Genomic DNA, 25865 nt, shown 5'->3' with positions numbered 1-25865 from the left:
ATCCGTATTCCAGGGTCCGCCAAGTAAGCACAGGATCGGACTTCCGGGCGCAGAAGGAAGTCCGAAACGACGCAGAAGGCGCAAAAGGAGGTCGAAGAAATTTCTGATTTTCTTTTTTGCGTCCTCTGCGAAATCTCCGCGTCCTCTGCGTCCGGCCATCCGTATTCCCGCGTCCCGACTGAACCATGCTGACCATTCTTTTCGACGGCATCGCCTACGGCATGCTCCTCTTCGTGCTCGCGGTCGGGCTGGCCGTGACGCTGGGGCTGATGAACTTCATCAACCTCGCGCACGGCGCGTTCGCCATGGCGGGCGGCTACCTCACGGTGTTCGCGATGCAGAAGCTGGGCATCCCCTTCCTGCTGTGCCTGCCGCTGGCCTTCGTGGTGGTGGGCGGCGCCGGCGCGCTGCTGGAGCGCACGCTCTACCGGCCGATGTACGGCAAGTCGCACCTGGACCAGGTGCTGTTCTCCATCGGCCTGACCTTCATGGCGGTGGCGGCCATCGACTACTTCGTCGGCTCCTCGCAGCAGAACCTGCAGCTGCCCGACTGGCTGCGCGGGCGCACAGAGCTCGGCGACGGCGCATGGATGCTGGGCATGGGCCACTATCGGCTGTTCATCGTCGCGGTGTGCGCGGTGCTGACCGTGGTGCTGCAGCTGATCTTGTCGAAGACCCGCTTCGGCAGCCGGCTGCGCGCCGCGGTCGACGATCCGCGCGTGGCCTCGGGCCTGGGCATCGACGTCAACCGCGTGTTCCTGCTGACCTTCGCGGTCGGCTCGGGCCTGGCCGGCCTCGGCGGCGCGCTGGGCGCGGAGATCCTGGGGCTCGACCCGACCTTCCCGCTCAAGTACATGATCTATTTCCTGATCGTGGTCTCGGTCGGCGGCACCTCGTCGATCACCGGGCCGCTCGCGGCCGCGCTGCTGCTCGGCGTGGCCGACGTGGCGGGCAAGTACTTCATTCCGAAGATGGGCGCGTTCACCGTCTACCTGCTGATGATCCTGATCCTGATGTGGCGCCCGCAGGGCCTGTTCACCCGCAAGGGAGGTCGCTGATGGACGCACCGTCCGCCGCCGACTTCCAGTCGGCCCTGCTGCGCAAGGCCCGCTGGCACCCGCTCGAATTCGTGGCCTGGGCCGCGGCCTTCGCGTTGCCGCTGCTCATGCCCTCGCATTCGCTGCTGGTCAACGAGATCGCCATCGTCGCGCTGTTCGCGATGTCGCTCGACCTGATCCTGGGCTATACCGGCATCGTGTCGCTGGGCCATGCGGCCTTCTTCGGTTTCGGCGCCTATGCGGCCGCGCTGTTCGCCAAGCTCGTGATGCCCGACCCGACCGTGGGCCTGGTGTTCGCGACCGTGCTGTCGGCCCTGCTGGGCCTGGTCGCCAGCGTGACGATCCTGCGCGGCAGCGACCTCACGAGGCTGATGGTCACCCTGGGCACCGCGCTGCTGTTGCTGGAACTGGCCAACAAGCTCGACTGGCTCACCGGCGGCGCCGATGGCCTGCAGGGCGTGGTGATGGGGCCGGTGCTCGGCCTGTTCGAATTCGATCTCTACGGCCGCACGGCCGCCTGGTACTCGCTGGCCGTGATGCTGCTGCTGTTTTTGCTGATGCGCCGGCTGGTGCATTCGCCCTTCGGCGCCACGCTCAAGGCGATCCGCGACAACCGGCTGCGCGCCATGGCCATCGGCATCCCGGTGGTGTCGCGGGTCGCGGTCATCTACACCCTCGCGGCCGGCGTGGCCGGTGCCGCGGGCGCCCTGCTGGCGCAGACCACGGGCTTCGCCTCGCTCGACGTGCTGGCTTTCGATCGCTCGGCCGACGTGTTGCTGATGCTGGTGATCGGCGGTGTGGGCTGGCTCTATGGCGGCGTGGTGGGCGCCATCGTGTTCAAGCTGCTGCAGACCTGGCTGTCGGCCGTGACGCCGCAGTACTGGATGTTCTGGATCGGCCTGATCCTGGTGCTACTGGTGCTGGTGGGGCGCGACCGGCTGTTCAAGCCCTGGACCTGGTTCGGTGCCGGCGCAACGAAGAAGAAGGTGGACGCGGCATGAGCGATACCGTGCTCTCGACCCATGGCCTGGTGATGCGCTTCGGCGGCATCACCGCCACCCACGACGTGTCGATGGAATTGAAGCGCGGCGCACGCCATGCGCTGATCGGCCCCAACGGCGCGGGCAAGACCACGCTGATCAACCAGCTGACCGGCGTGCTCACGCCGAGCGAAGGCCGCATCACCCTGCTGGGCGAAGACATCACGACCCTGGCGCCGCACAAGCGCGTGGCGCGCGGGCTGGTGCGCACCTTCCAGATCAACCAGCTCTTCGATTCGATGACGCCGCTCGAGACGCTGGTGCTGGTGGTGTCGCAGCACCGGGGCCTGGGCGCGCAATGGTGGCGGCCGCTGGGTTCGAACACGGCGGTGACGGCGCGCGCGGCGCAGCTGCTCGAGCAGTTCCACCTGGCCGACGTGGCGCGCCAGCCCACCAAGCAGCTGGCCTACGGCAAGCGCCGGCTGCTGGAGATCGCGATCGCGCTGGCCTGCGAGCCGCGCGTGCTGCTGCTCGACGAGCCGGTGGCCGGCGTGCCCGCGGGCGAGCGCGAGGAGCTGCTGCAGACCGTGTCCGCGCTGCCGGCCGGGGTCACGGTGCTGCTGATCGAGCACGACATGGACCTGGTGTTCGGCTTCGCCGACCGCATGACGGTGCTGGTCAACGGCGCGGTGCTGACCGAGGGCACGCCCGAGGCCATCGCGGCCGACCCGCGCGTCAAGGAGGTCTACCTGGGCCATGGAGCCACGCATGAGTGAAACGCTGCTGCAGATCGAGAACCTGCGCGCAGGCTACGGCGAGGCGGTGGTGCTCGACGGCGTGTCCTTCGCGCTGGCCGAGGGCCGCACGCTGGCGCTGCTGGGCCGCAACGGCACCGGCAAGACCACGCTGATCAACACGCTGGCCGGCGTCACGCGCCAGCACGGCGGGCGCATCGCGCTGGCCGGCACCGTGCTCGACCGGCTCGCGCCGCACCGCCGCGCGGCCGCCGGCATCGGCTGGGTGCCGCAGGAGCGCAACATCTTCAAGTCGCTCACGGTGCACGAGAACCTGACTTCGGTGCAGCGTCCCGGCAAGTGGACGCCCGAGGGCGTCTACGCGATGTTCCCGCGGCTGGCCGAGCGCAAGGGCAACCTGGGCACGCAGCTCTCCGGCGGCGAGCAGCAGATGCTCGCGGTGGGCCGCGCGCTGGTGCTCAACCCGCGGCTGCTGCTGCTCGACGAGCCGCTCGAAGGGCTGGCGCCGATCATCGTGGAAGAGCTGCTGCGCGCGATCCGCCGCGTCACGCAGGCCGAGGGCCTGGCGGCGATCATCGTCGAGCAGCATCCGCAGGCCGTGCTCGCGATCTCCGACGAGGCGGTGGTGCTCGACCATGGCCGCGTGGTGCATGCCTCGAGCGCGCCCGCGCTGCGCGCGCAGCCCGAATTGCTCGACCGCCTGCTCGGCGTGGCGCGGTAGTTACAGCGCCGCGAAGTCCGAGCGCGGCGGCGGCGGTGGCGGCGTGGTCGGCAGCACCAGGCGGAAGGTCGAGCCGTCGTCGCCGGTCGCGACCAGGCTCACCTCGCCGCCATGCCGGCGCGCGATCTCGCGCGACAGGTGCAACCCCAGGCCCGAGCCCGGCACCTTGGCCATGCGCGCCGAGCGGTAGTAGGGCTCGAAGATGTGCTGCGTCTCGTCGGGCGCCACGCCGACGCCCTGGTCGATCACCTCGATCGACACGCCCTCCGCCTCGCCCGTGAGCACCACGCGCACGCCGCGCTCGGACGGCGAGTACTTGAGCGCGTTGTGCATCAGGTTCTGCAGCGCGATCTCCAGCAGCGAGCGGTCGGCTTCGACCTCGGGCGCGTGGACCCGTGCCTCGAGCCGCAGGCGCCGGGCGCCGGGCATGTTGAAGGTGTCGCACAGCCCGCGCAGCAGCAGCTCGACGTCCACCGGCTCCAGCCGCAGGGGGCGCTGCTCGAGCTGCAGCCGGTCGACGGTCAGGATGTTCTCGATCAGCATCGAGAGCCGCTGCACCGAGCGCCGGATCTTCGCGGTGCGCGGCTTCACTGTCGGATCGGCGCCGAGCGCGGAGATGTCGAGCGACTGCGCGGCCGCGTCGATCACCGCCAGCGGCGTGCGGAATTCGTGCGACACCATCGACACGAACTCATGCTGCTGCTTGATGGCGTTGCGCTTGACTTCGATCGACTGCAGGAGCCGGGTTTCCAGCAGCCCGCGCTTCTTGATCTCGTCGCGCAGCGCGACGTTGGCGCGCGCCAGCTCGGCGGTGCGCTGCATCACCTTGACCTCGAGTGCCTGCTCGGCGTCGCGCGTGACCGACCACACGCGTTCCTTCTCGAGGCGGTAGTTGCGCTCCGCATGCCGGGTCCGGTCGGCCACGGCGACGTTGAGCAGCACCAGGTGCGTGATGGTGCCGAGCAGGTGGATGTCCTCGCTGAGGCCGCCGGGCAGCGCCTGGCCGAGCCAGGTCTGGAGCATGGCGTAGAGGCCCAGCAGCGTGCCCACCGAAAAGGCCGCGGCCGGCAGCAGGTAGCGCCAGCGTCGGCGCACGCCGATCAGGTAGCAGACGAAGAGTGCGCCGAACAGCGTGGACACCAGGCTGCCGGTGGCAAGCCAGGGTGCGACCGCGGCGGGGTGGCCTGCCAGCACCGGCGCCAGGGCCGCCAGGTTGCAGGCGACCATCAGATCGAAGAAGCGCGCCGCCCAGCGCGCGTGGCGCCGGAAGCCGAAGATCCGCGCCATGAACGCCGTGGCCACCGCGTTGAACACGCACTGGGCCGCCAGCATGATCTGGTCGAAGGGCAGGGCGCGCCCGGGCTCCAGCCACTGCGCCGCGTAACCCATGCGCAGCAGCAGCAATGCGCACAGCACGAACAGGTAGAGCGCGTAGTGGCCATAGAGCCCTTCCTTGAGCCAGGCCCAGAAGCACAGGTTCATGCAGATCGCCAGCGCCACCGCGCCCATCAGCGCGCCGATGAAGACGTAGTCGGTGCCGCGCTCGCGCTCGAAGCCCGCGGGCTGCCAGAGCTCGAGCTGCGCCTGCAGGGGGCCGGCCTCGTTGTGCAGGCGCACGAAGTAGTGCGCGGGTGCGGTTCCGACCGTCAGCGGGAAGACGAAGTGATGGTCGGCGATCTCGCGCTGCGCGAAGGGCCTTCCCGCGCCCAGCTCGGTGGCGACATGGCCACCTCGGCCGTCGGGGGCGTACAGCGTCACGTCGTGCAGGCGGGCCGGCAGGATGCGCAGCAGCCAGGGCGCGGGCGTCTCGGGGGCACGGGCCAGCGACAGCCGCAGCCAGACCACGTCGCGGGTGAAGCCCGCCGCCAGCGGGCGGGTCAGCGGCACGAAGTCCTGGCTGGGCGGCCCCTGGCTCACGGCTGCGATGTCCCAGGCGCCCGACGGATCGTTCAGCACCTCGACCGCATCCGTCGGTAGCGCGGCGCGCGCCAGCCCGTCGGACGGCGCCAGGGTCAGGAAGGCCCAGGCCGGCGCGGCCAGCCACAGGCAGAGCGCCATCAGGCAGCTTCGCAACAACGGGGAAAAGGACATCGGAAGAGACGCGTTCCAGAACAAAAGGCGGGGCGGAGCGAATTTCTGTTGAACGCAACGGAAATGACGTAATTACAATTTATTAAGAATGATGAAAATTATCACCACACCCCGGCGCTTGCGTGTTCATGTTCTGGAAGACGACGACGATCTTCGCGAAGAAATGCTCTTTAGCCTGGCTGCACTGGGTTTTCAGACCGCCGGCTTTCCGGCTGCGCCCGAGTTCTACAAGGCTTTTGCGATCGCGCCCTGCGATGTGGCGGTGATCGATATCGGCTTGCCGGGTGAAAGCGGCCTGTCGGTGGTGGCCCACCTGCGCGCCGCGGGCGGCGTGGGGGTGGTGCTGGTCACGGCGCGCGGCCAGCTCGACGAGCGGCTGCTGGGTCTGCGCACCGGGGCCGACGCCTACCTCGTGAAGCCGGTGCACATCGACGAGCTGGCCGAGACCCTGAACGCGCTGGGGCGGCGCCTGCCCCCCGTGGCGGCGCCGGCACCGGTGGCGGCGAGCGCGCCGCCTGCGCCCCCCGAGGTGCGCGCCGGCACCTGGCGGCTGCTGGAAGGCGAGTGGATCGTCGCCGATCCCAACGGGCTGGAGATGAAGCTCACGACCAGCGAGCGGGCCTTCATGGGCTGCCTGTTCCGCCGCCGCGGCCAGACCGTGAGCCGCGACGAACTGATCCTGGCGCTGGGCGGGGACGTCTTCGATTTCGACGGCCACCGCGTCGATGCCATCGCCAGCCGGGTGCGCCGCAAGGCGCGCAAGCTGGGCATGCGCCTGCCGCTGTATTCGGTGCGCGGCACCGGCTACGTGCTGGCGAAGTAGCAAAGCACCGCCGCTTCGGCAAAAGGATTCAAGGCCCGGGACCCCCGGGCCTTGTGCATTGCGGCGCACGCCGTCTTTAAAAGTGTGCGGTATTTCCGCTTTTCAGCGGAATGAATCTGCAATTGAGCGGCCAGTTTGCAATTGACGAATCCCAAAGTATTCGTGAGCGTCACAAATTGTCAATAATTGTCAAAAACTCGGTTTGAATGTAACCGGGGTGCACAAGAACAATCGCGGCCGTCGAAGACCTCCCCCGCAACGCGCTTGACCGCGCAAGGAGGTTTTTCGGAGCACTGCCGCCCACGACGGACGCCGCGCGCCATGCGCGGCATCCGGGCGGCGTCACTCATGACCGACCGCACGCAATGACCATCCTGAGTATTTCGAGAGTCCGTCCCCTCACGGGCCTCGCCACCGCCGCGCAAGTTGCCAGGCGCTTCGCCGTTCTTGTCGCTTCCTCGCTGCTGCTGGCCGGCGCCGCGCAGGCCGCCACCCAGATTTCCAGCGTGGTGCCCACGCCGGAGATCGTGCCGGCGGGGGGCACCGTGAGCACGGCGATCGGCGTCTCGGACGACAACGGCAACGCGGTCGGCGCGCCGGGCACTTCGTTCACCTTCACGATCCCGGCCAACACCGTCTACCGGGGCACGGGCGCCGTGCCCGTGGGCAGCTGCACGTCCAGCGTGGCGGTCGGCGACGCGGGGCCGGGCACGGTCAGCTGCAGCGGCATCACGCTGGCCGGCGGCCAGACCCGGGTGTTCGAGGTGCTGCTGCAGACGCGGGCCCAGGGCACGCTCACCGTGGTGGCCACGCCCCAGGGCAGCAACCCGCCGGTGCCCAAGACCATCACGGTGAACCAGGGCGCGGACATCGCGCTCGTCATGACCGCGCCGAGCACGGCCGGCAGTGGCAGCGTGCAGTCGGTGGTGTTCAGGCTCACCAACAACGGTCCGGATGCGAGCTCGGGTTCGCTGCTGACCTATCCGCTGCCGCCGGGCTTCAGCGTGACGCAGGCGCCCGCGGGCTGCACCATTGCCTCGAACACGCTGAGCTGTACGGCCGGCGCCTTGGCGCTGGGAGCGAGCCAGAGTTTCACGGTCAATGGCACGGTCAGCGCCGCCACGGGCTCGACGATCACCCACCAGGCGAACGTGGCGCCGACCGGCAACGTCGGCGACGGCGTCTCGAGCAACAACGCCGCCACGGCCAACACCACGGTGAGCGCGGGCAGTGCACTGGCGATGGCCAAGAGCCACGACGGCGGCCAGATCCTGACCGGCCAGCGCTTCAATTTCACGCTGGCGCCTTCATTCAGCGGCAGCCCACCGGTGGGCGTGACGGTCACCGACACCCTCCCGTCGAACTTCCGGATCGAGGCGCCCATCACCAGCACCGGCGGCTGGAACTGCAGCGTCGCAGGCCAGACCGTGAGCTGCACGCGTCCCGACATCGGTGGCGCGGGCGGCTCCAACGTCGCGCTCGGCAACATCGTCGTGCCGGTGACCGCGATGACACCCGGCGCACCGATCACCAACAGCGCGACCGTCAGTTCCGGCGGCCCGCTGGCGGATTCGAAGACCGGCACGGCCGCGGCCAACGTGGCGCTGTCCGACACCGACTTCCGCGTCGGCAAGAGCCTCTCCACCGGCCAGTTGAACGTGCCGCTGAACACGGCGTTCAACTACGTGCTGAGCTCCACCAACCTCGGTGGCACCCGCCTGCTGAGCGGCAGCAGGATCACGCTGGTGGACAACGTGCCGGCCGGCGTGCAGATCACCGCCCGGCCCTCGGGCACCAACTACGTCTGCACGGTGAACGGTGGCGTGCCCGCCGCCTACCCCGTGAACGGCCCGGCCCTGGTGTCGTGCGAACGCACGCTCACCGCCGATCTCGCCGTGAATGTGTCGGGCGGCACCGTGAACATCCCGTCCATCGTCCCGACATTGCCGGCGAGTGGCCTGATCAGCAACCAGGCCTGCGTCAACGTGGCGCTGGGCAACGGCACCGATCCCGACACCCAGACCGGCAACGACTGCACCACGATCGGCACCGGCATCGACGAGTCGGCAACGCAGGCCGACGTGCTCGTGCTCAAGCGCGTGGTCGGCATCGGCAGTACCGCTGGCAACCGGCAGGTGGCCGGCCAGCCGGTGAAGTGGGAGATCGAGGTCGTGAACCGCGGCCAGTCGGTGGCCCGGGACGTCGCGGTCACCGACACCTTCCAGAGCGTGGTGGGGTCGAGTGCCAGCACGGTGCTGCAGACGCCCAACGGCGCCACTTTCGGCGGCAGCTGCAGTGTCGGCACGCCCGGCGCGGGCGGCGGTACCGCCGCGCTGCAGAGCTGCAACATCACGACGCTGCCGGTCTGCCGCGCGAGCACCGACGCACCGAGTGCCTTGCCCCTGTGCCCGGTGATCGCCGTGGATGTACGCCACTACGGCAGCGGCACGTCGGCCACCAGCCACGACTTCCCGATCGCCAACTCGGCGAACGCGCTGGCGGCCACGCCAGCCGACCCGAACCTTGCCAACAACACGGCCAACGCGACCGCCTACTACACGGCGCTGGTCGATGTGACCGTGGACAAGAGCGCCAACCCCACGCCTGTCAAGGTCGGGCAGCTGCTGACCTACGTGATCACCGCGAAGAACCGCACCTTCGCCGACCTGAGCTACAGCACGGCCTACGACGTGCAGATCGACGACACCTTGCCGCCCAACCTGATGTTCATCTCGGCCACGCCGAGCGGTGGCGGCACATGTGCCGTGCAGCCGAACACCACGCAGCCGGTCGGTCCGTCAGCGAACAACAAGCTGACCTGCAGCTGGACCAGCATCGCCCGCGGTGCGCAGCAGACAGTCCGGGTCGAGATGCGCCCGCTGGCGGTATTGAACGGCAGCACCGTCATCAACAACGTGGTGGTCTCCACGAAGACGCCCGAGAACGTCAACAACAACAACAGCAATTCGGCGCCGGCGAACGTCACCGCGCCCGACTACGACCTGGTGGTGGCCAAGACCGACTCGGTCGACCCGGCCATGTCGGACGAGGAGGTGCGCTACACCATCACGCTGTCGAACAACCGTCCCTCGACCGCCGAGAACGTGCGGCTGGTCGACACCCTGCCGACCGCCGGCACGATCCCTGGCCAGGCGGCGCCCACCTTCGTCTCTGCTGCGATTCCGGCCAATGCACCGCCCGGCACCACCATCGACCTCAGCGGCGTGACCGTCGGCCAGCCCGGTGGGCAGGTCGTGTTCAACGTGCCCGTGCTCGGCGGCAGCGGCAGCGGCAACACCGGCGAACTCAGCACGCTGCAGTTCACGGTGGTGCTCAAGGGCGTCGGCAAGGGCATCTTCACGAACAACGTCAAGGCCTCGTTCGCGGACGCTTCGCTGGATCAGTACGACGCCCAGCCCGGCAACAACGCCATCGGCGAGAACACCACCTTCCGCTTCCGCGCCGACGTCGAGGTGGTGGGCAAGCAGGCTGTCGCCAGCGGCACCACCACGCCGCTCACGACCGTGGCCGGCACCCAGGTCTTCGACTGGCTGGTGCAGGTGCGCAACAACGGGCCGCAGGCGGCCGAGGACACCACCTTCCGCGACACACTGCCCGGCGGCATGCAGGTTGCCGCGGCGCCGGTGTTCACCGTGACCGGCGGCAGCTTCACGCCGGCCGCGCCGAGCTGCGTCGCTGCCATCGGCGGCAACAGCGTGGTCTGCGCGATCACCTCGATGCCCAATGGCGGCACGGCCACGGTCCGCATCCCGGTGCGCTTCACGCCGGCCAACCTGCCGGCGCAGAACGCGGTCTTCACCAACACCGCGACCATCGTCACCACCGGTTCGGGCGACACCAACGGCGGCAGCGACCCGATGGCGGGCAACAACCACAACGCGGGCCAGGTGACGGTGCAGAACAGCACGCTGAGCGGCCGGGTTTACGAGGACCTGAACGGCAGCGGCCAGCCCGACGCGGGCGAGCCCGGCATCGCGGGCGTGACCCTCACGCTCACCGGCACCGACGCCCAAGGCAACACCGTGCCGCCGATGACGGTCGTGACCGACGCCAGCGGCAACTGGTCCTTCACCGTGCCGCCCGGCACCTACACCGTGACCGAGACCCAGCCCGCGGCCTACCAGCCGGGCATCACGCGCGCCGGCGCCGTCACCGGCACCGGCAACGCCGGCATCGTGCCGACCACCGGCGCGGGCGTCACCAGCGGGCCTAACGGCTCCAACGCCAACACGGTGCAGAACATCGTGCTGGGCGCGGGCGCCTCCTCCAGCGGCAACAACTTCGGCGAGGTGCGCCTCGCATCGATCGCGGGCCGGGTCTACCACGACGCCGACTACAGCGGCGCGTCGAGCGCGGGCGACCCGGGCATCGGCAACGTGACGGTGACGCTGAGCGGTACCGACATGTTCGGCAACGCGATCACGCCGATCGTCCTCACCACGGCGGCCAGCACCGGCAACTACAGCTTCCCCAACCTGCAGCCGGGCAGCTATGCGCTGGCCGAGACGCAGCCCGCGAACTTCGCCGACGGTCCCGACACCGCGGGCAGCGCGGGCGGCAGCACCGCGACCAGCGACCAGATCACGGCCATCGCGCTGGGCTCGGGCGTGGTCGCCACCGGCTACGACTTCGGCGAACTGCTGACCCGCATCCCGGTGCAGGTCTTCGTCGACGACAACAACGACGGCGTGCCGCAGGCCGGCGAGAACGGCATCCCCAACGTCGTCGTGCGCCTGACCGGCACCGACGCCGCGGGCAACCCGGTGAACCTGCTGGCCGTGCCCACCGGCACGCCGGGCGGCTACGAGTTCCGCAACGTGCCGCCCTCGAACGGCACCGGCTACACCATCACCGAGACCCAGCCCGCCAACTACGCGCCGGGCAAGGCCAACGCCAACGGCAACCCCGGCACGGCGCAGCCCGGCGGCGACGTGATCACCGGCGTGACGGTCTCCGGCACGGCACCGCCGCTGTCGCAGGGCCCCTACTACTTCGGCGAACTGGTGCCGGGCGGCATCAGCGGCCGGGTCTACTACGACCGCGACGGCGACGGCGTGCAGACCGGCACCGAGCCCGGCCTGGGCGGCGTGACCGTCACGCTGAGCGGCACCGACGCCAACGGCAATGCGGTCTCGCGCACGACCACCACCGCGCCCAACGGCGACTACAGCTTCCCCAACCTCGCACCGGGCAGCTACACCCTGACGGAGACCCGGCCCGCGGGCTATGAGCCGGGCCTCACGCGCGCCGGCACCGTCAGCGGCACGAACAGCGCGCCGGGCAGCGTGCCGGCCACCGGCAACGGCACCACCTCCGGCCCGCGCGGCTCGACCTCGAACGTGATCCAGAGCATCGTGCTGGGCGCGAACGGCGCGGGCTCCACCGGCAACAACTTCTCGGCCGTCAAGCCGGCCAGCCTGTCGGGCCATGTCTATGCCGACGTGGCGCCGGCCAACGGCGTGCGCGATGCGGGCGAGCCCGGCATCGCGGGCGTGACCGTCACCGTCAGCGGCACCGACTTCCTCGGCAACACCGTGACGCAGACGCTGACGACCGACGTCGACGGCCTCTACAGCACCAAGACGCTGCTGCCCGGCACCTACCGCATCGACGAGACCCAGCCCGCCGGCATGGCCGACGGCAGGGAGAGCGTCGGCACCGTGGGCGGCGTGCCGCGCGGCACCGCCAACCCCGGCGGCGTGAACGACCGCATCGGCGACATCGTGCTGGCCTCGGAGGAGGCGGGCATCGGCTACGACTTCGGCGAACTCGGCGGCCAGATCGCCGGCTGGGTCTACGTCGACGGCAACAACGACGGCGTGCGCCAGCCGGGCGAGCCCGGCATCCCGAACGTGACGCTGACGCTCACCGGCCGCTCCGCCAGCGGCCTGGCGGTGAACGCCACCGTTGTCACCGACGCCACCGGCCGCTACGTCTTCACCGGCCTGCTGCCGGCCGACGCGGCGGGCTACACCATCCGAGAGACGCAGCCCGTGACCTATGCCGACGGCCTGGACGCGGTCGGCACGCTCGAGGGCGTGCGCAGCGGCACGCTGGGCAACGACGTGATCGGCGCCATCGCCTATGCGGGCGGCAACGGCGACGACTACAACTTCGGCGAACGCGGCGCCTCGCTGGCCGGCACGGTCTACAACGACGCGAACGGCAACGGCACGCGCGACCCGCAGGACCTGCCGATCGCCGGCGTGACCATCACGCTGACCGGCACCGACGCGGCCGGCAACCCGGTGACGCGCACCGCCGTCACCGACGCCAACGGCAAGTACACCTTGCCCAACCTGCCGATGCCCGACGGCAACGGCTACACGCTGACCGAGACGCAGCCCGCGGGCTACGACGAAGGCATCGCCAAGCCCGGCACGCTGGGCGGCATGGCGCAGGGCCCGAACGTGATCGTGGTGAAGTTCAACACCCCGGCCGTCGACGGCACGGGCTACGACTTCAGCGAACGCAGCAACCAGCCGGCGGCGCTCTCGGGCAAGGTCTGGCTCGACGCCAACCACAACCGCACCAAGGACGGCGGCGAGGGCGGCGGCGAAGGCTGGACCGTCGAGCTGATGCGCTGCGCCGACGGCGGCAACGCCTGCGCCGAGAACGCGCTGGTGCCGCAGTACAGCGTGGTCACCGGCGCCGACGGCAGCTACCGCTTCGGCGACCTCACGCCGGGCGAGTACCGCGTGCGCTTCCGCACGCCCGACGGCCGCATCGTCGGCGGCACCTGGCCCACCGACCCGGCGCAGAACGGCGCGGGCGGTGCCTACCCGACGCCGCCGGCCAGCGATCCGCGCTACTCGATCAAGGTGCGCGTGACGGCGGGCGCCAACATCGTCCAGCAGGACCTGCCCTACGACCCGGGTGGCGTGGTGTACGACAGCATCAGCGCCACGCCGGTGCCCGGCGCGGTCGTGACCCTGGTCGGCCCGCCCGGCTTCGACCCGGCCCAGCACCTGCTGGACGGCCGCGACAGCTACACCACCGGCGTGGCCGGCGGCTACGACTTCTTCCTGCTGCCGGGCGCGCCGGCGGGCGAGTACCGGCTGGCGATCACGCCGCCGGGCGCCTACCTGCCGTCGTCGATCTTCCCGGCCGCGGCCGGCACCTTCGGCACGCAGAACTGCTCGGCGCCGGCCAACGGTCCGGTGCCGGCGCAGACCAACCCCTGCGTGATGAGTCCGGGCGGTGCGCTGGTCGCGGGCGCGGGCTACTACCTGAGCTTCCAGATGCCCGCGGGCGGCGGACAGCGCGTGGTGGCCAACAACATCCCGCTGGACCCGGCCAACTCGACCCTGATCGAGCTGCGCAAGACCACCTCGAAGCTGACGGTGAAGAAGGGCGAGCTGCTGCCCTACCGCATCACGGCGCGCAACACGCGCGGCGTGCCGCTGAGCAACCTGGCGGTGGTCGACACGCTGCCGCCGGGCTTCCGCTACGTGCAGGGCTCGCTCTCGGTGCGCACGCTGCCCGGCGGCGTGGCGCTGCCGGTGGTGCCGCAGGTCAACGGCCGCCAGCTGATCGTGCCCGGCCAGAACTTCGCCGGCAACGAGACCAAGGAATACGTGATGGTCGCCGGCGTCGGGGTGGGCGTGGGCGAGGGCGAGTACGTCAACCAGGTGATCGTCAACCAGGGCGTGGGCGGCCGCGTGCTGTCGAACCTCGCCACGGCGGCGGTGCGCGTGATCCCCGATGCGCTCTTCGACTGCACCGACGTGATCGGCACCGTGTACGACGACAAGAACGCCAACGGCTACCAGGACGAGGGCGAACCGGGCCTGGCCAATGTGCGCGTCGCGACCGTCAACGGCGTGCTGGTGACCACCGATGCCGAAGGCCGCTACCACATCGCCTGCGCCGCGATCCCGAAGGAAGGCACCGGAAGCAACCTGGTGCTCAAGGTCGACGAACGCACGCTGCCCTCGGGCTACCGCACCACCAGCGAGAACCCGGCGGCCGAACGCGCGACGCGCGGCAAGGTGCTGAAGGTCAACTTCGGCGCCACCGTGCACCGCGTGGTGCGCCTGGCGCTGCAGTCGAACGCCTTCGAAGCCAATGGCAACGCGCTGCGCGCCGAGCACGCGGCGCAGATCGCGCAGACCGTGACCGCGCTGGCCGAGAAGCCCTCGGTGCTGCGCCTGGCCTACCGCGCCGCGGCCGGCGAGCCGGCGTCGCTGGGCGAGGCCCGGACCTCGGCGCTCAAGGCCGAACTGCTGGCGCGCTGGAAACAGCTGGGCCGCGAGCGCGCCGACAAGGGGGACGCGCCTCTCTTCAACCTGGACATCGAGGTCGAGCTGGTGCCCGCCTCCGTGACGCCATGAGGCCCGGAGCCCCCACCGCCATGAACGACACCCCGCAACCGATTTCGACCCAGCGAGCCTCCATGAGAAAGCTTCCGAAGCGCATCGCCCTGGCGAGCGCCGTCACCAGTGCCTGCTTCGCCATGGGCTGGGCCGCGGCCCAGACGCCGGCCCAGACCTCGGGATCAGACACCCGCCACGGCAGCGCCGAAGTGCGCGGCCGCATGCTCGACCGCAGCGCGGCCGACCCACGCGCGGTGGAGATCTCCGGCACCGACGTCATTCCGCGCAGCGCCGAGCGCGAACTGCCGAAGGCCGTCTTCGTGCTGGGCGACAAGCGCGAGCGCGTGGGCGGCACGCCCGCCAGCACCATCGCCGCGCAGCCCGTGCCGCGCAGCGACAGCAGCACGCCGCGCTTCGCCTCCGGCGCCGACCTGCTGCGGCCCGACGACCGCGAGCGCCTTGACCAGATCGTGGCGCAGGTGAAGGGCCGCACCGGCCTGCGCTTCGAGATCGTCGGCCACACCGACGTGCAGCGCATCAGCCCGCAGCTGAAGCCGCGCTTCGCCGACAACCAGGCCCTGGGCCTGGCGCGCGCCCAGCAGGTGGGCCGCTACCTGACGCAGCAGCTGGGCCTGCCCGCGGGCGCGGCCAGTGCCGCCTCGCGCGGCGAGAGCGAGCCGCTGGCCGTGCCCGCGCAGGACCCGGCCAACTGGCCCGCCAACCGGCGCGTCGAGGTGCGCGTCTACTGGACCGAGGTGACGCCAGCCATCGTGCGCCCCGGCACGCCCGCCACCGACCCCACGGCCTGCGGCACACTGACCGCCTTCGGCACCGACGAGGCGCCGCTGCGCATCACGGTTGACGGCCAGCTGCTGGGCGCCGACGGCATCGCCGCCACCAGCGCCGACCGCCAGCGCTGCGTCGACGTGCAGCTCGAGCGCAACCAGCTGCGCCTGCAGTACGACAACCTGTCGGCACCGCGCCGCCTGAGCGCCTCGGCCTGGCCCGCCACCGTGGTGGCCGGCGACACCGTGCGCTTCGCCGGCTACAGCAACTACCGCCTGTTCACCGCCAAGGCCGAGCTGCGCCTGTTCACTGCCAACGACGTGATGCAGCGCCGCCCGCTGGCCACCGTGCCGCTGGATGCGGAGATGCGCGGCGAGTGGACCGTGCCCGCGGGCCTGCTCGAGCGCCATGCCGACGCCGGCGGCGGCAAGATCTACTACCGCCTGCGTGTCTACGACCGCCAGGGCCGCTTCGACGAGACCGACGACCTCTCGCTGTCGGTGGCCGAGCGCCATGTCCCCGACCTGAAGACGCCCGAGCCCGAGCGCGAGCTGCTGCAGGCCTACGGCAAGAGCAACCTCGCGATCGCCAACATCCCGCTGCAGGCCGGCACGGTGACCGCCAGCGGCGCGTCGATCCGCCCGGGCGAGACGGTGCGCGCACTGGGCTTCGCGGTGCCGGTGGACGACAACGGACGCTTCGTGTTCCAGCAGCTGGTGCCGCGCAGCGTGCAGACCGGCGAGATCGCCGTGGTCGACGCGCAGGGCGCCGCGCGCATCTACCGCCGCGACTTCGACCTGCCGACCAGCGACTGGTTCTTCATCGGCCAGGCCGACCTCACGATCGGCAAGAACAGCGTCAGCGGCCCGGCCGCGCTGGTGACCAACGACCGCAACCGCTACGGCGGCGGCAGCTGGAGCGAGGGCCGGCTCGCGGGCTACGCCAAGGGCCAGCTCAACGAGCGCTGGACACTCACGGCCAGCCTCGACACCGAGGAGCGTCCGCTCGACGAGATGTTCCGCAACCTCGACCACAAGGACCCGACCTCGTTGTTCCGGCGTTTCGACCCGACCGAGTCGTGGAGCACCTTCGGCGACGACTCGACCTCGATCGAGGACGCGCCGACCCAGGGCCGCTTCTACCTGCGCGTGGACGACGGTCGCTCGCAGGCGATGTGGGGCAACTTCAAGCTCAACTTCGGCGACACCGAACTGACCCGCATCAGCCGCGGCCTCTACGGCTTCTACGGCCGCTACCTGGGCGACGAGACGACCTCCTTCGGCGAGGCGCGGCTCAAGGTCGACGCCTATGCGGCCGAGCCCGGCACGCTGGCGGCACGCGAGGAATTCCGCGGCACCGGCGGCTCGCTCTACTACCTTCGCAACCAGGACATCACGCGCGGTGCGGAGCGCGTGAGCATCGAGATCCGCGACCGCGACTCGGGCTTCGTGCTCAAGCGCTCGCAGCTGGTGCCGACCTCCGACTACGAGATCGACTACCTGCAGGGCCGCGTGCTGCTGTCCTCGCCGCTGTCGAGCCTGGCCGACGACGGCTCGCTGGTGCGCGCCGGCGGCTTCGCGGGCATGCCGGTCTACCTGGTGGTGGACTACGAATACACGCCGCTGACCAGCTCGCTCGACACCATGGCGACGGGCGCGCGCGTGTCGTGGTGGGCCAACGACCACGTGGGTGTGGGCGTGACGGCCGCGCGCCAGGACCAGATCGGCGCCGACCAGCGCCTGGCCGGTGCCGACCTCACGCTGCGCAAGACCGAGAGCACCTACCTCAAGGCCGAGGTGGCGCGCAGCGAAGGCCCGGGCACGCACCAGCTCAACTCGCTGGACGGCGGCTTCAACTTCAGCTCGACGCAGTTCGGCAACGGCCCCTCGGGCCGGGCCAACGCCTGGCGCCTCGAAGGCCAGGGCGACCTGCGCGACTTCGGCATCGCCTCGGGCGGCCGCATCGGCGCCTACACCCAGTCGCGCGACGCGGGCTTCTCCGCGCCCGGCCAGTACGCGAGCAACCAGACCACGCAGGTGGGCGCCTCCGCCAACGTGCCGATCGGCGAGACCGGCGAGCTGCGCCTGAAGGCCGACCGCCGCGACGAACGCGACGGCTACAACAGCGACGTGCTCGATGTGCAGTACGGCTGGCAGTTCGCGCCGGCGTGGAAGCTGGGCCTGGGCCTGCGCCATGACGAGAAGAGTGGGGACGCGGTCATCACCAGCCCCTCGCTGCCCAGCACGCAGGCGGTGCACGGCGAACGCACCGATGCCGCGGTGCAGCTCGAGTACACCGGCGCCGAGCGCTACAGCCTCTACGGCTTCGCGCAGAAGAGCCTGCGCACGACCGGCACGCGGCAGGAGAACGACCGCCTGGGCCTGGGCGGCAAGTACCGCGTGAACGACAAGCTGGCGCTGCGCGCCGAGCTCTCGGGCGGCGACGGCGGCGCGGCCGGCAAGGCCGGCGTCGACTACCAGTACGACGACCGTTCCAGCGTCTACATGACCTACGTGGCCGACACCGGCCGCACCGACGAGAACCTGATCGGCCGCGGCGGCAACCTCGTGACCGGTGCGCGCTCGCGCGTCGGCGACGGGCTCACGCTGTTCACCGAGCACCGCCAGAGCACCGGCACCCAGCCGGGCCTGACCCATGCCTACGGCGTGCAGTACGCGCCCGACACGCGCTGGACCTTCGGCCTGAACTTCGAGAACGGCTGGATCGGTGCCGAGACCCTGGGCGTGATGAAGCGCGAGGCTGTGGCCACCACGGCCGGCTATTCGAGCGAGACCGTCAAGTACAGCGGCGGCATCGAGTACCGCAAGGACGCGGGCGCGGTGGAAGAGCGCACCAGCTGGCTGCTGAAGAATTCCTTCAGCTGGAAGGTGGACCGCGACGCGCGCTGGATCGGCAAGCTCAACTGGGCCGACAGCGACAGCAGCAGCGGCGCGCTCAACGCCGCCAAGTACACCGAGGCCATGGTCGGCTACGGCCTGCGCCCGGCGCTCAACGACAAGCTGAACCTGCTGTTCAAGTACACCTTCCTCTACGACCTCTCGTCGCCGGGGCAGGTGGTCAACACCGGGCTGGACAGCAACATGGGCACGGTCAACAGCACCGGCATCGACTACCAGCAGCGCAGCCACGTGTTCGCGGTCGATGCGACCTACGACATCAACCAGCGCTGGACGATCGGCGGCAAGTACGCCTGGCGCCGCGGCGACCTGCGCGCGAGCCGCGACAACTCGGCGCCCTGGTTCAAGAGCACGGCCGAACTCGCCGTGGTCCGCGTCGACTGGAAGCTGGTGCGCAACTGGGACTGGATGCTGGAACTGCGCTCGCTGCGCGCCAAGGAACTGCAGGACCGCAAGACCGGCTGGCTCACGGCCGGGTATTACCACGTCAACGAGAACTTCAAGGTCGGCGTGGGCTACAACTTCACCGACTACTCCGACGACCTGACCGACCTGAGCTACCGCAGCAAGGGCTTCTTCCTGAACGTGCTTGGCAAGTTCTGATTCGGAGGCTCCCGCCGCGGGCGGGGGCTAGATGGGCAGGGCAGTCGTTGTCTTGACCTTGTCGAGCACGAAGCTGGTCTTGCAGTCCTGCACGCTGGGGTGCTTGAGCAGCGTGTCCATCACGAAGCGCGAGTAGTGCGCCATGTCGGCCACCACCACGCGCAGCAGGTAGTCCATGTCGCCGGTGAGCGAGGCGCACTCGATCACCTCGGGCCAGCCCTGGATGGACGCGCGGAAGGCGTCCATCGGGTTGCGCTTGTGGCTCTCGGTGTGCTTTTCCAGCCGCACGTTGATGTAGGCCGTGAGCGGCAGGCCCACGCGCTCGGGCCGCAGCAGCGCCACATAGCCCTGGATCACGCCCGATTCCTCCAGCCGCTTGACCCGCCGCAGGGTGGCGGACGAGGACAGGCTGACCTGCGCCGCCAGCTCGTCGTAGGTGGCGCGGCCGTTGGCCTGCAACGCGCGAAGCACGCGCAAATCAATGGTGTCGAGTTCGACTGGAGCGCTCATGCGCTACATTTTGCAGGAATCTTGCGTTGCCTGCCTCGGCGCGAGCCCAAGTTGCAGGAATCGTGTGTGGCGAGCGCCTAGCATCGAGGGCAACCCCACCCGCATTTTCTGGAGACACACGATGGCCGATCTGTTCGACAACCCCATGGGCCTGCAAGGCTTCGAATTCGTCGAGTTCGCATCGCCCACGCCGGGCGTGCTCGAGCCGGTGTTCGAGATGATGGGCTTCACGCTCGTCGCCAAGCACCGCTCGAAGGACGTGGTGCTGTACCGCCAGGGCGACATCAACTTCATCGTCAACCGCGAACCCAAGAGCGCCGCCGCCTACTTCGCGGCCGAGCACGGTCCCTCGGCCTGCGGCATGGCTTTCCGCGTGAAGGATGCCCACAAGGCCTACAACCGCGCGCTCGAACTCGGCGCCCAGCCGATCGAGATCCCCACCGGCCCGATGGAACTGCGCCTGCCGGCCATCAAGGGCATCGGCGGCGCGCCGCTGTACCTGATCGACCGCTTCGAGGAAGGCAAGTCGATCTACGACATCGACTTCGAGTTCATCGAGGGCGTGGACCGCCACCCGGTCGGCCATGGCTTGAAGCTGATCGATCACCTGACGCACAACGTCTACCGCGGCCGCATGACCTTCTGGGCCGACTTCTACGAGAAGCTGTTCAACTTCCGCGAGATCCGCTACTTCGACATCTCGGGCGAATACACCGGCCTGACCTCCAAGGCCATGTCGGCGCCCGACGGCATGATCCGCATCCCGCTCAACGAGGAATCGAAGAAGGGCGGCGGCCAGATCGAGGAATTCCTGATGCAGTTCAACGGCGAAGGCATCCAGCACATCGCGTTGATCTGCGACAACCTGCAGGACGCGGTCGACAAGCTGGCGATGGCCGGCGTGCAGACCGCCACCGCGCCCAACGACATCTACTACGAGATGCTCGACGGCCGCCTGCCGGGCCACGGCCAGAACGTGGCGGAACTGCAGGCGCGCGGCATCCTGATGGACGGCACCACCGAGGGCGGCCATGCCCGCCTGCTGCTGCAGATCTTCTCCACGCCGACCTTCGGCCCGGTGTTCTTCGAGTTCATCGAGCGCCAGGGCAACTACCGCGAAGGCTTCGGCGAGGGCAACTTCAAGGCGCTGTTCGAATCGCTGGAGCGCGACCAGATCCGCCGCGGCGTCCTCGACACCACCGAGGCCTGAACATGCTGGCCGCCGAAGCGACGAAGCACGGGCTCGCGGCCGGCGATGCGGCCAAGCCCGAGCGTCCGGACTGGACCATCGACCAGGGCTGGCAGAACTACACGCCGGCCGAGCATGCGGTGTGGAAGACGCTGTTCGAGCGCCAGACGAAACTGCTGCCCGGCCGCGCCTGCGACGCATTCGTCGAGGGCATGAAGAACCTGCCCATCGGTGCCGAGCGCATTCCCGACTTCGAGGAACTCAGCGAGGTGCTGATGCAGCGCACCGGCTGGCAGGTGGTGGCCGTGCCCGGCCTGGTGCCCGACGAGGTGTTCTTCGAGCACCTGGCCAACCGGCGCTTCCCGTCGGGCAACTTCATCCGCAAACCGCACGAGCTCGACTACCTGGAAGAGCCCGACGTGTTCCATGACGTGTTCGGCCATGTGCCGATGCTGATGAACCCGTCGATCGCCGACTACATCCAGGCCTACGGCCAGGGCGGCCTGCGCGCGAAGGAATTGGGCGTGCTCGACAAGCTGGCGCGGGTCTACTGGTACACGGTGGAGTTCGGCCTGATCCAGCAGAGCGACGGCCTGCGCATCTACGGCGCGGGCATCGCGTCCTCGCGCACCGAGAGCGTGTTCTCGCTCGAGGACGCCTCGCCCAACCGCATCGGCTTCGACCTCGAACGCGTGATGCGTACGAACTACCGCATCGACGATTTCCAGGAAAGCTACTTCGTCATCGACAGCCTGGCCCAGCTGCTCGAACTCGCCAAGATCGACTTCGCGCCGATCTACGACCGCATCGCCGGCCAACCCGAACACCAGCCCGGCGACGTGCTGCCCAGCGACCGCGTGCTGGTGCGCGGCACGGGGCAGTACCACGACGCCAAGCGCAAGCAGGCCAAGCCGGCCTGAGCGCGCAGCCGCCGTCGTCTTCGCGCCCTCTCTCTCTTCTTTACCAGGGACACCGCGGAACCGGCTTTGCCGGGCCGCTGGTGTCGCCCCCGGAAGGGGGAGGGCGAAGCGGACACGCAGTGCCGCGAGCCTTCGGGGGAGAGCCAGGTGCTACCGCGGAACCGGCTTCGCCGGGCCGCCGGTGCCGCCCCCCTGGGGGGGAGGGCGACGCGGACACGAAGTGCCGCATCGCCTTCGGGGGGGCTAGTACTCCGCCACCTTGCGCCCGATTTCAGGCCACCGTCGGTGCAACCACACCCACGCCACCAGCCCGATCCCCATCATCAGGATCGAGGTGATGGCCAGGGCCAGCGTCGAATGCATCACCAGCGGCGCGATCAGGCCGGCCACCAGGCCGTTGGCGGTCGAGCCGATCACCGCCTGCAGTGACGAGGCCATGCCGCGGCGCTCCGGGTGCAGGTCAAGCACCAGCAGGGTCACGACCGGCACCATCAGCGCCCAGCCGAAGGCGAAGAAGCCAATCGGCCACATGGCCCAGGCCGGATGCGGCGCGAACAGCGCGTTGGCCGCCACGTTGACCATCGAGGTCGCGAGCATGATCACGAAGCCGTCGCGGATCTGCCGCTTGGGCGGCACCTTGCCCGCCATGCGGCCGCTGGCCCAGGCGCCGGCCATGATGCCGCCGATGGTCAGCAGGAAGAACCAGAAGAACTGGGTCGGCGCGAGCTGCAGGTGGTCGCCCAGGAAGGCCGGCGCCGACAGCACGTAGAGGAACATGCCGTTGAAGGGCACGCCGCTCGCGAGCGCGAGCAGCAGGAAGCGCGGGTCGGAGCAGAGGTCCCAGTAGCCGCGCATCAGGTGGCGCGCATGGAAGGGCTGGCGATGCGTGGGGTGCAGCGTCTCGGGCAGCAGCTTCCAGTTGGCCACGAACAGCACCACGCCCACGCCGACCAGGAACCAGAAGATGCTGTGCCAGCCCGCGTGCACGAACAGGAAGCCGCCCACGATGGGCGCGATCGCCGGCGCCACGCCGAAGTAGATCGTGACCTGCGCCATCACCTTCTGCGCCTCGGCCGGCGGGAACATGTCGCGGATCACCGCGCGCGACACCACGATGCCCGCGCCGGTCGACAGGCCCTGCAGCGCCCGGAACAGCACCAGCTGGCCGATGGTCTGCGACAGCGCGCAACCCAGCGAGGCGAGGGTGAACACTGCCAGCCCCCACAGCACCACCGGCCGGCGACCGAAGCTGTCCGACAGCGCGCCGTGGAACAGGTTCATGAAGGCGAAGCCGAACAGGTAGGCCGACAGCGTCTGCTGCATCTCGACCGGCGTGGCGCCGATCGAGCGCGCGATGCCCGAGAAGGCCGGGATGTAGGTGTCGATCGAGAACGGGCCCAGCATGCCGAGCACGGCCAGCAGCACCGCCAGGGCCCAGCGGGGCGCTTTCCAAAGGGTTTGAGCGTCGGGATTCATGCAGGCGGTTCCGGCTGATCGGGGCGGAAAAAGAAAGAGCGCCCGAAGGCGCTCATGGTATCTGCCAGAAACCCCGCGGAACCGGCCTGGGGCCGGGCCGCGGGTGTTCGCGGCGAGCTTACAGCGTGTCGATGAAGGAACGCAGCTTGTCCGAACGCGACGGGTGCTTGAGCTTGCGCAGCGCCTTGGCCTCGATCTGGCGGATGCGTTCACGCGTCACGTCGAACTGCTTGCCGACTTCTTCCAGCGTGTGGTCGGTCGACATCTCGATGCCGAAGCGCATGCGCAGCACCTTGGCTTCGCGCGGCGTCAGCGAGTCGAGGATGTCCTTGACCACGTCGCGCAGGCCGGCCTGCATCGCGGCCTCGATGGGCGCCGTGTTGCTGCTGTCCTCGATGAAGTCGCCCAGGTGCGAATCGTCGTCGTCGCCGATCGGCGTTTCCATGGAGATCGGCTCTTTCGCGATCTTCATGATCTTGCGGATCTTGTCTTCCGGGATCTCCATCTTGGCGGCCAGGATGCCGGCGTCGGGCTCGAAGCCGAACTCCTGCAGATGCTGGCGCGAGATGCGGTTCATCTTGTTGATCGTCTCGATCATGTGCACCGGGATCCGGATGGTGCGCGCCTGGTCGGCGATCGAGCGCGTGATGGCCTGGCGGATCCACCAAGTGGCGTAGGTCGAGAACTTGTAGCCGCGACGGTATTCGAACTTGTCGACCGCCTTCATCAGGCCGATGTTGCCTTCCTGGATCAGGTCCAGGAACTGCAGGCCGCGGTTGGTGTACTTCTTGGCGATGGAGATCACGAGGCGCAGGTTGGCCTCGATCATTTCCTTCTTGGCATCGCGCGACGAGCGTTCGCCGTCGTTCATGCGCTTGTTGATGTCCTTGAGCTGGGTCAGCGGCACCACCACGCTCGACTGGATGTCGGCGAGCTTCTGCTGCAATTCCTGCACCGGCGGGATGTTGCGCGCGAGCACCGTGCTCCAGGGCTTGCCGGCCGCGGCCTGCTTCTCGACCCACTTCTGGTTCAGCAGGTTGGAGGCGATGCGGTTGCCGTTCTTGTCGTAGCCGCTGAAGTCGCGGATGAAGTCTTCCTGCGGGAAGCCGCACTTGTCCACGATGATGCGGCGCAGTTCGCGTTCCTTCTTGCGCACGTCGTCGACCTGCGTGCGCACCAGGTCGCACAGCTTCTCGATGGTCTTGGCCGTGAAGCGGATGGTCATCAGCTCGTCGGACATGGCTTGCTGCGCCTTGTCGTAGGCCGGCGTGCCGTAGCCTTCCTTCTCGTAGATCTTGTGGATCTTCTCGAACATGGCGGCGATGCGGTCGAAGCGCTCGAGCGCGTCGCGCTTGAGTTCTTCCAGCTTCTTGGTCAGCGCCTTGGAGCCGCCCTTGCCGTCGTCGTCGTCTTCCTCGTCGAATTCGTCGAAGTCTTCCTCGGCCACGTAGTCGTCGGCCTCGTTGGGGTTCGAGAAGCCGTCGACGATGGTCGAGATCACGACCTTGCCTTCACGGATGGTGCCGGCCATTTCCAGGATCGCGGCGATGGTCGCGGGCGATGCGGAGATCGCCTCCATCATGGCCATCAGGCCGCCTTCGATGCGCTTGGCGATCTCGATTTCGCCTTCGCGCGTCAGCAGCTCGACCGTGCCCATTTCGCGCATGTACATGCGGACCGGGTCGGTGGTGCGGCCGAATTCGCTGTCCACGGTGGACAGCGCGGCTTCGGCTTCTTCTTCGGCTTCCTCGACGGTGGCGGCGGTCGGCGCGACGTTGTTCTGGAACAGCGTCTCGGCGTCCGGCGTCTGCTCGTAGACGGCCACGCCCATGTCGTTGAGCATCGTGACCACGACTTCCATGGTCTCGGCATCGACCAGCTTGTCGGGCAAGTGGTCGGAGATTTCGCCCTGCGTCAGGTAGCCGCGGGTCTTGCCCAGCGTGATCAGGGTCTTGAGGCGCGAACGGCGCTTGGCCATGTCCTCTTCGGACAGGACGGTTTCGTCCAGGCCGAACTCCTTCATCAAGGCGCGTTCCTTCGCCTTGCTGATCTTCATGCGCAGCGGCTTGACCTTCTCGACGGTGGCCGTCTCGGTGCCGGCGGCGGCGGTCTCTTCCTCGGCGAACTCGGCTTCGACGTCGGAGAAGTCCTCTTCGATCTCACCGGCGTCGGCGCCGGCCTTGGGCTTGCGACCGCGCTTGGCGCCGGTGGCGGCCGTGGCGGTGCCGGCGGCCTTGGGAGGACGACCGACCTTCTTGGCGGTGGCGGGGGCGGCGGCCTTGGCGGCGGCGGTCTTGGTCGGGTCGGCAGGAGCTGTTTTCGTGGGCACGGGTTTCACTTTCGTTGCGGCAGTCGCCTTGGACGCGGTGGCACTCTTCTTTGCAGGTGCCGGCGATGCTGCCGCTTTCAACGGTTTGGCCCCGGCGGGTTTCTTGGCGACGGACACGGCAGGCTTCTTTGAACTGGGCATACGACCTCGTAGGACAAGAATGAAACAAGCGGAATCACAGGCGCCACTGACCCGGCGCGGGCACGGACACAAGTCACGAGGAAGCAGGTCACGTCGACACGAGGGAGCAGGGCTCTGTCGTGCGAGCGAACCGAAGTCCTCTCAAGAAGCAAGATGTAGGGCGAACATTTGGTATGCAATCCTTGCGGTGTATTGACCCGTTTCCCGTTGGGAAGTGCGTTGCGCGTGG

Annotated in this window: 13 protein-coding genes; 9 read left to right on the top strand and 4 right to left on the bottom strand. The window is 69.1% G+C overall.

Annotation, left to right across the window (positions count from 1 at the left end):
• Positions 1-185: 185 nt before the first annotated feature.
• From A9977_RS06105 to A9977_RS06090, 4 genes are read left to right on the top strand one after another with little or no spacing between them, the layout of a single operon-like run.
• Positions 186-1058: a branched-chain amino acid ABC transporter permease gene (locus A9977_RS06105; protein ID WP_183023982.1), complete on the top strand. Its 873-nt coding sequence runs from the start codon at positions 186-188 to the stop codon at positions 1056-1058.
• On the top strand, positions 1058-2059 hold the full coding sequence (locus A9977_RS06100; RefSeq protein WP_183023981.1) for a branched-chain amino acid ABC transporter permease: 1002 nt from the start codon (positions 1058-1060) through the stop codon (positions 2057-2059). The genes A9977_RS06105 and A9977_RS06100 overlap by 1 nt, the downstream gene beginning before the upstream one ends.
• A complete protein-coding gene (locus A9977_RS06095; protein ID WP_183023980.1) occupies positions 2056-2814 on the top strand; it encodes an ABC transporter ATP-binding protein in 759 nt (252 codons plus the stop codon). The genes A9977_RS06100 and A9977_RS06095 overlap by 4 nt, the downstream gene beginning before the upstream one ends.
• The gene (locus A9977_RS06090; protein WP_183023979.1) at positions 2807-3514 is read left to right on the top strand and encodes an ABC transporter ATP-binding protein; all 708 of its coding nucleotides are present in this window, start codon (positions 2807-2809) and stop codon (positions 3512-3514) included. The genes A9977_RS06095 and A9977_RS06090 overlap by 8 nt, the downstream gene beginning before the upstream one ends.
• On the opposite strand, the gene A9977_RS06085 is transcribed toward A9977_RS06090, so the two are convergent.
• Positions 3515-5572, bottom strand: a complete 2058-nt coding sequence (locus A9977_RS06085) for a sensor histidine kinase (protein ID WP_259651833.1) — start codon at positions 5570-5572, stop codon at positions 3515-3517.
• A gap of 121 nt (positions 5573-5693) precedes the next feature.
• Here A9977_RS06085 and A9977_RS06080 point away from each other — a divergent pair, with 121 nt between their 5' ends.
• From A9977_RS06080 to A9977_RS06070, 3 genes are all read left to right on the top strand, one after another.
• On the top strand, positions 5694-6428 hold the full coding sequence (locus A9977_RS06080) for a response regulator transcription factor (protein ID WP_405054671.1): 735 nt from the start codon (positions 5694-5696) through the stop codon (positions 6426-6428).
• 365 nt (positions 6429-6793) lie between these two features.
• On the top strand, positions 6794-14782 hold the full coding sequence (locus tag A9977_RS06075; protein WP_183023976.1) for an SdrD B-like domain-containing protein: 7989 nt from the start codon (positions 6794-6796) through the stop codon (positions 14780-14782).
• Between the two features lie 62 nt (positions 14783-14844).
• Positions 14845-19071 (top strand): OmpA family protein, encoded by a 4227-nt coding sequence (locus A9977_RS06070; protein ID WP_183023975.1) that lies wholly within the window; start codon positions 14845-14847, stop codon positions 19069-19071.
• 27 nt (positions 19072-19098) lie between these two features.
• Here the strand turns inward: A9977_RS06070 and A9977_RS06065 are convergent, their stop codons facing one another.
• Positions 19099-19581 carry an Lrp/AsnC family transcriptional regulator gene (locus A9977_RS06065; protein ID WP_183023974.1) on the bottom strand — a complete coding sequence of 161 codons (483 nt, stop codon included), beginning with the start codon at positions 19579-19581 and terminating at the stop codon, positions 19099-19101.
• 121 nt (positions 19582-19702) lie between these two features.
• Between A9977_RS06065 and hppD the strand changes: the two genes are divergently transcribed.
• A complete protein-coding gene (gene hppD, locus A9977_RS06060; RefSeq protein WP_183023973.1) occupies positions 19703-20791 on the top strand; it encodes a 4-hydroxyphenylpyruvate dioxygenase in 1089 nt (362 codons plus the stop codon).
• A gap of 2 nt (positions 20792-20793) precedes the next feature.
• The gene (gene phhA / locus A9977_RS06055) at positions 20794-21690 is read left to right on the top strand and encodes a phenylalanine 4-monooxygenase (RefSeq protein ID WP_183023972.1); all 897 of its coding nucleotides are present in this window, start codon (positions 20794-20796) and stop codon (positions 21688-21690) included.
• 243 nt (positions 21691-21933) lie between these two features.
• Here phhA and A9977_RS06050 read toward each other — a convergent pair whose 3' ends face one another.
• Complete coding sequence (locus tag A9977_RS06050) at positions 21934-23166, bottom strand: multidrug effflux MFS transporter (protein WP_183023971.1); 1233 nt, start codon at positions 23164-23166, stop codon at positions 21934-21936.
• 118 nt (positions 23167-23284) lie between these two features.
• The gene (gene rpoD / locus A9977_RS06045; RefSeq protein ID WP_183023970.1) at positions 23285-25636 is read right to left on the bottom strand and encodes an RNA polymerase sigma factor RpoD; all 2352 of its coding nucleotides are present in this window, start codon (positions 25634-25636) and stop codon (positions 23285-23287) included.
• Positions 25637-25865: the final 229 nt, after the last annotated feature.

This window comes from Variovorax sp. UMC13 (genome assembly GCF_014170375.1).
GTDB lineage: Bacteria > Pseudomonadota > Gammaproteobacteria > Burkholderiales > Burkholderiaceae_C > Variovorax.
The sequence above is the reverse complement of the archived record's forward strand: the minus strand, read 5'-3'. Positions and strand labels throughout refer to the sequence as shown.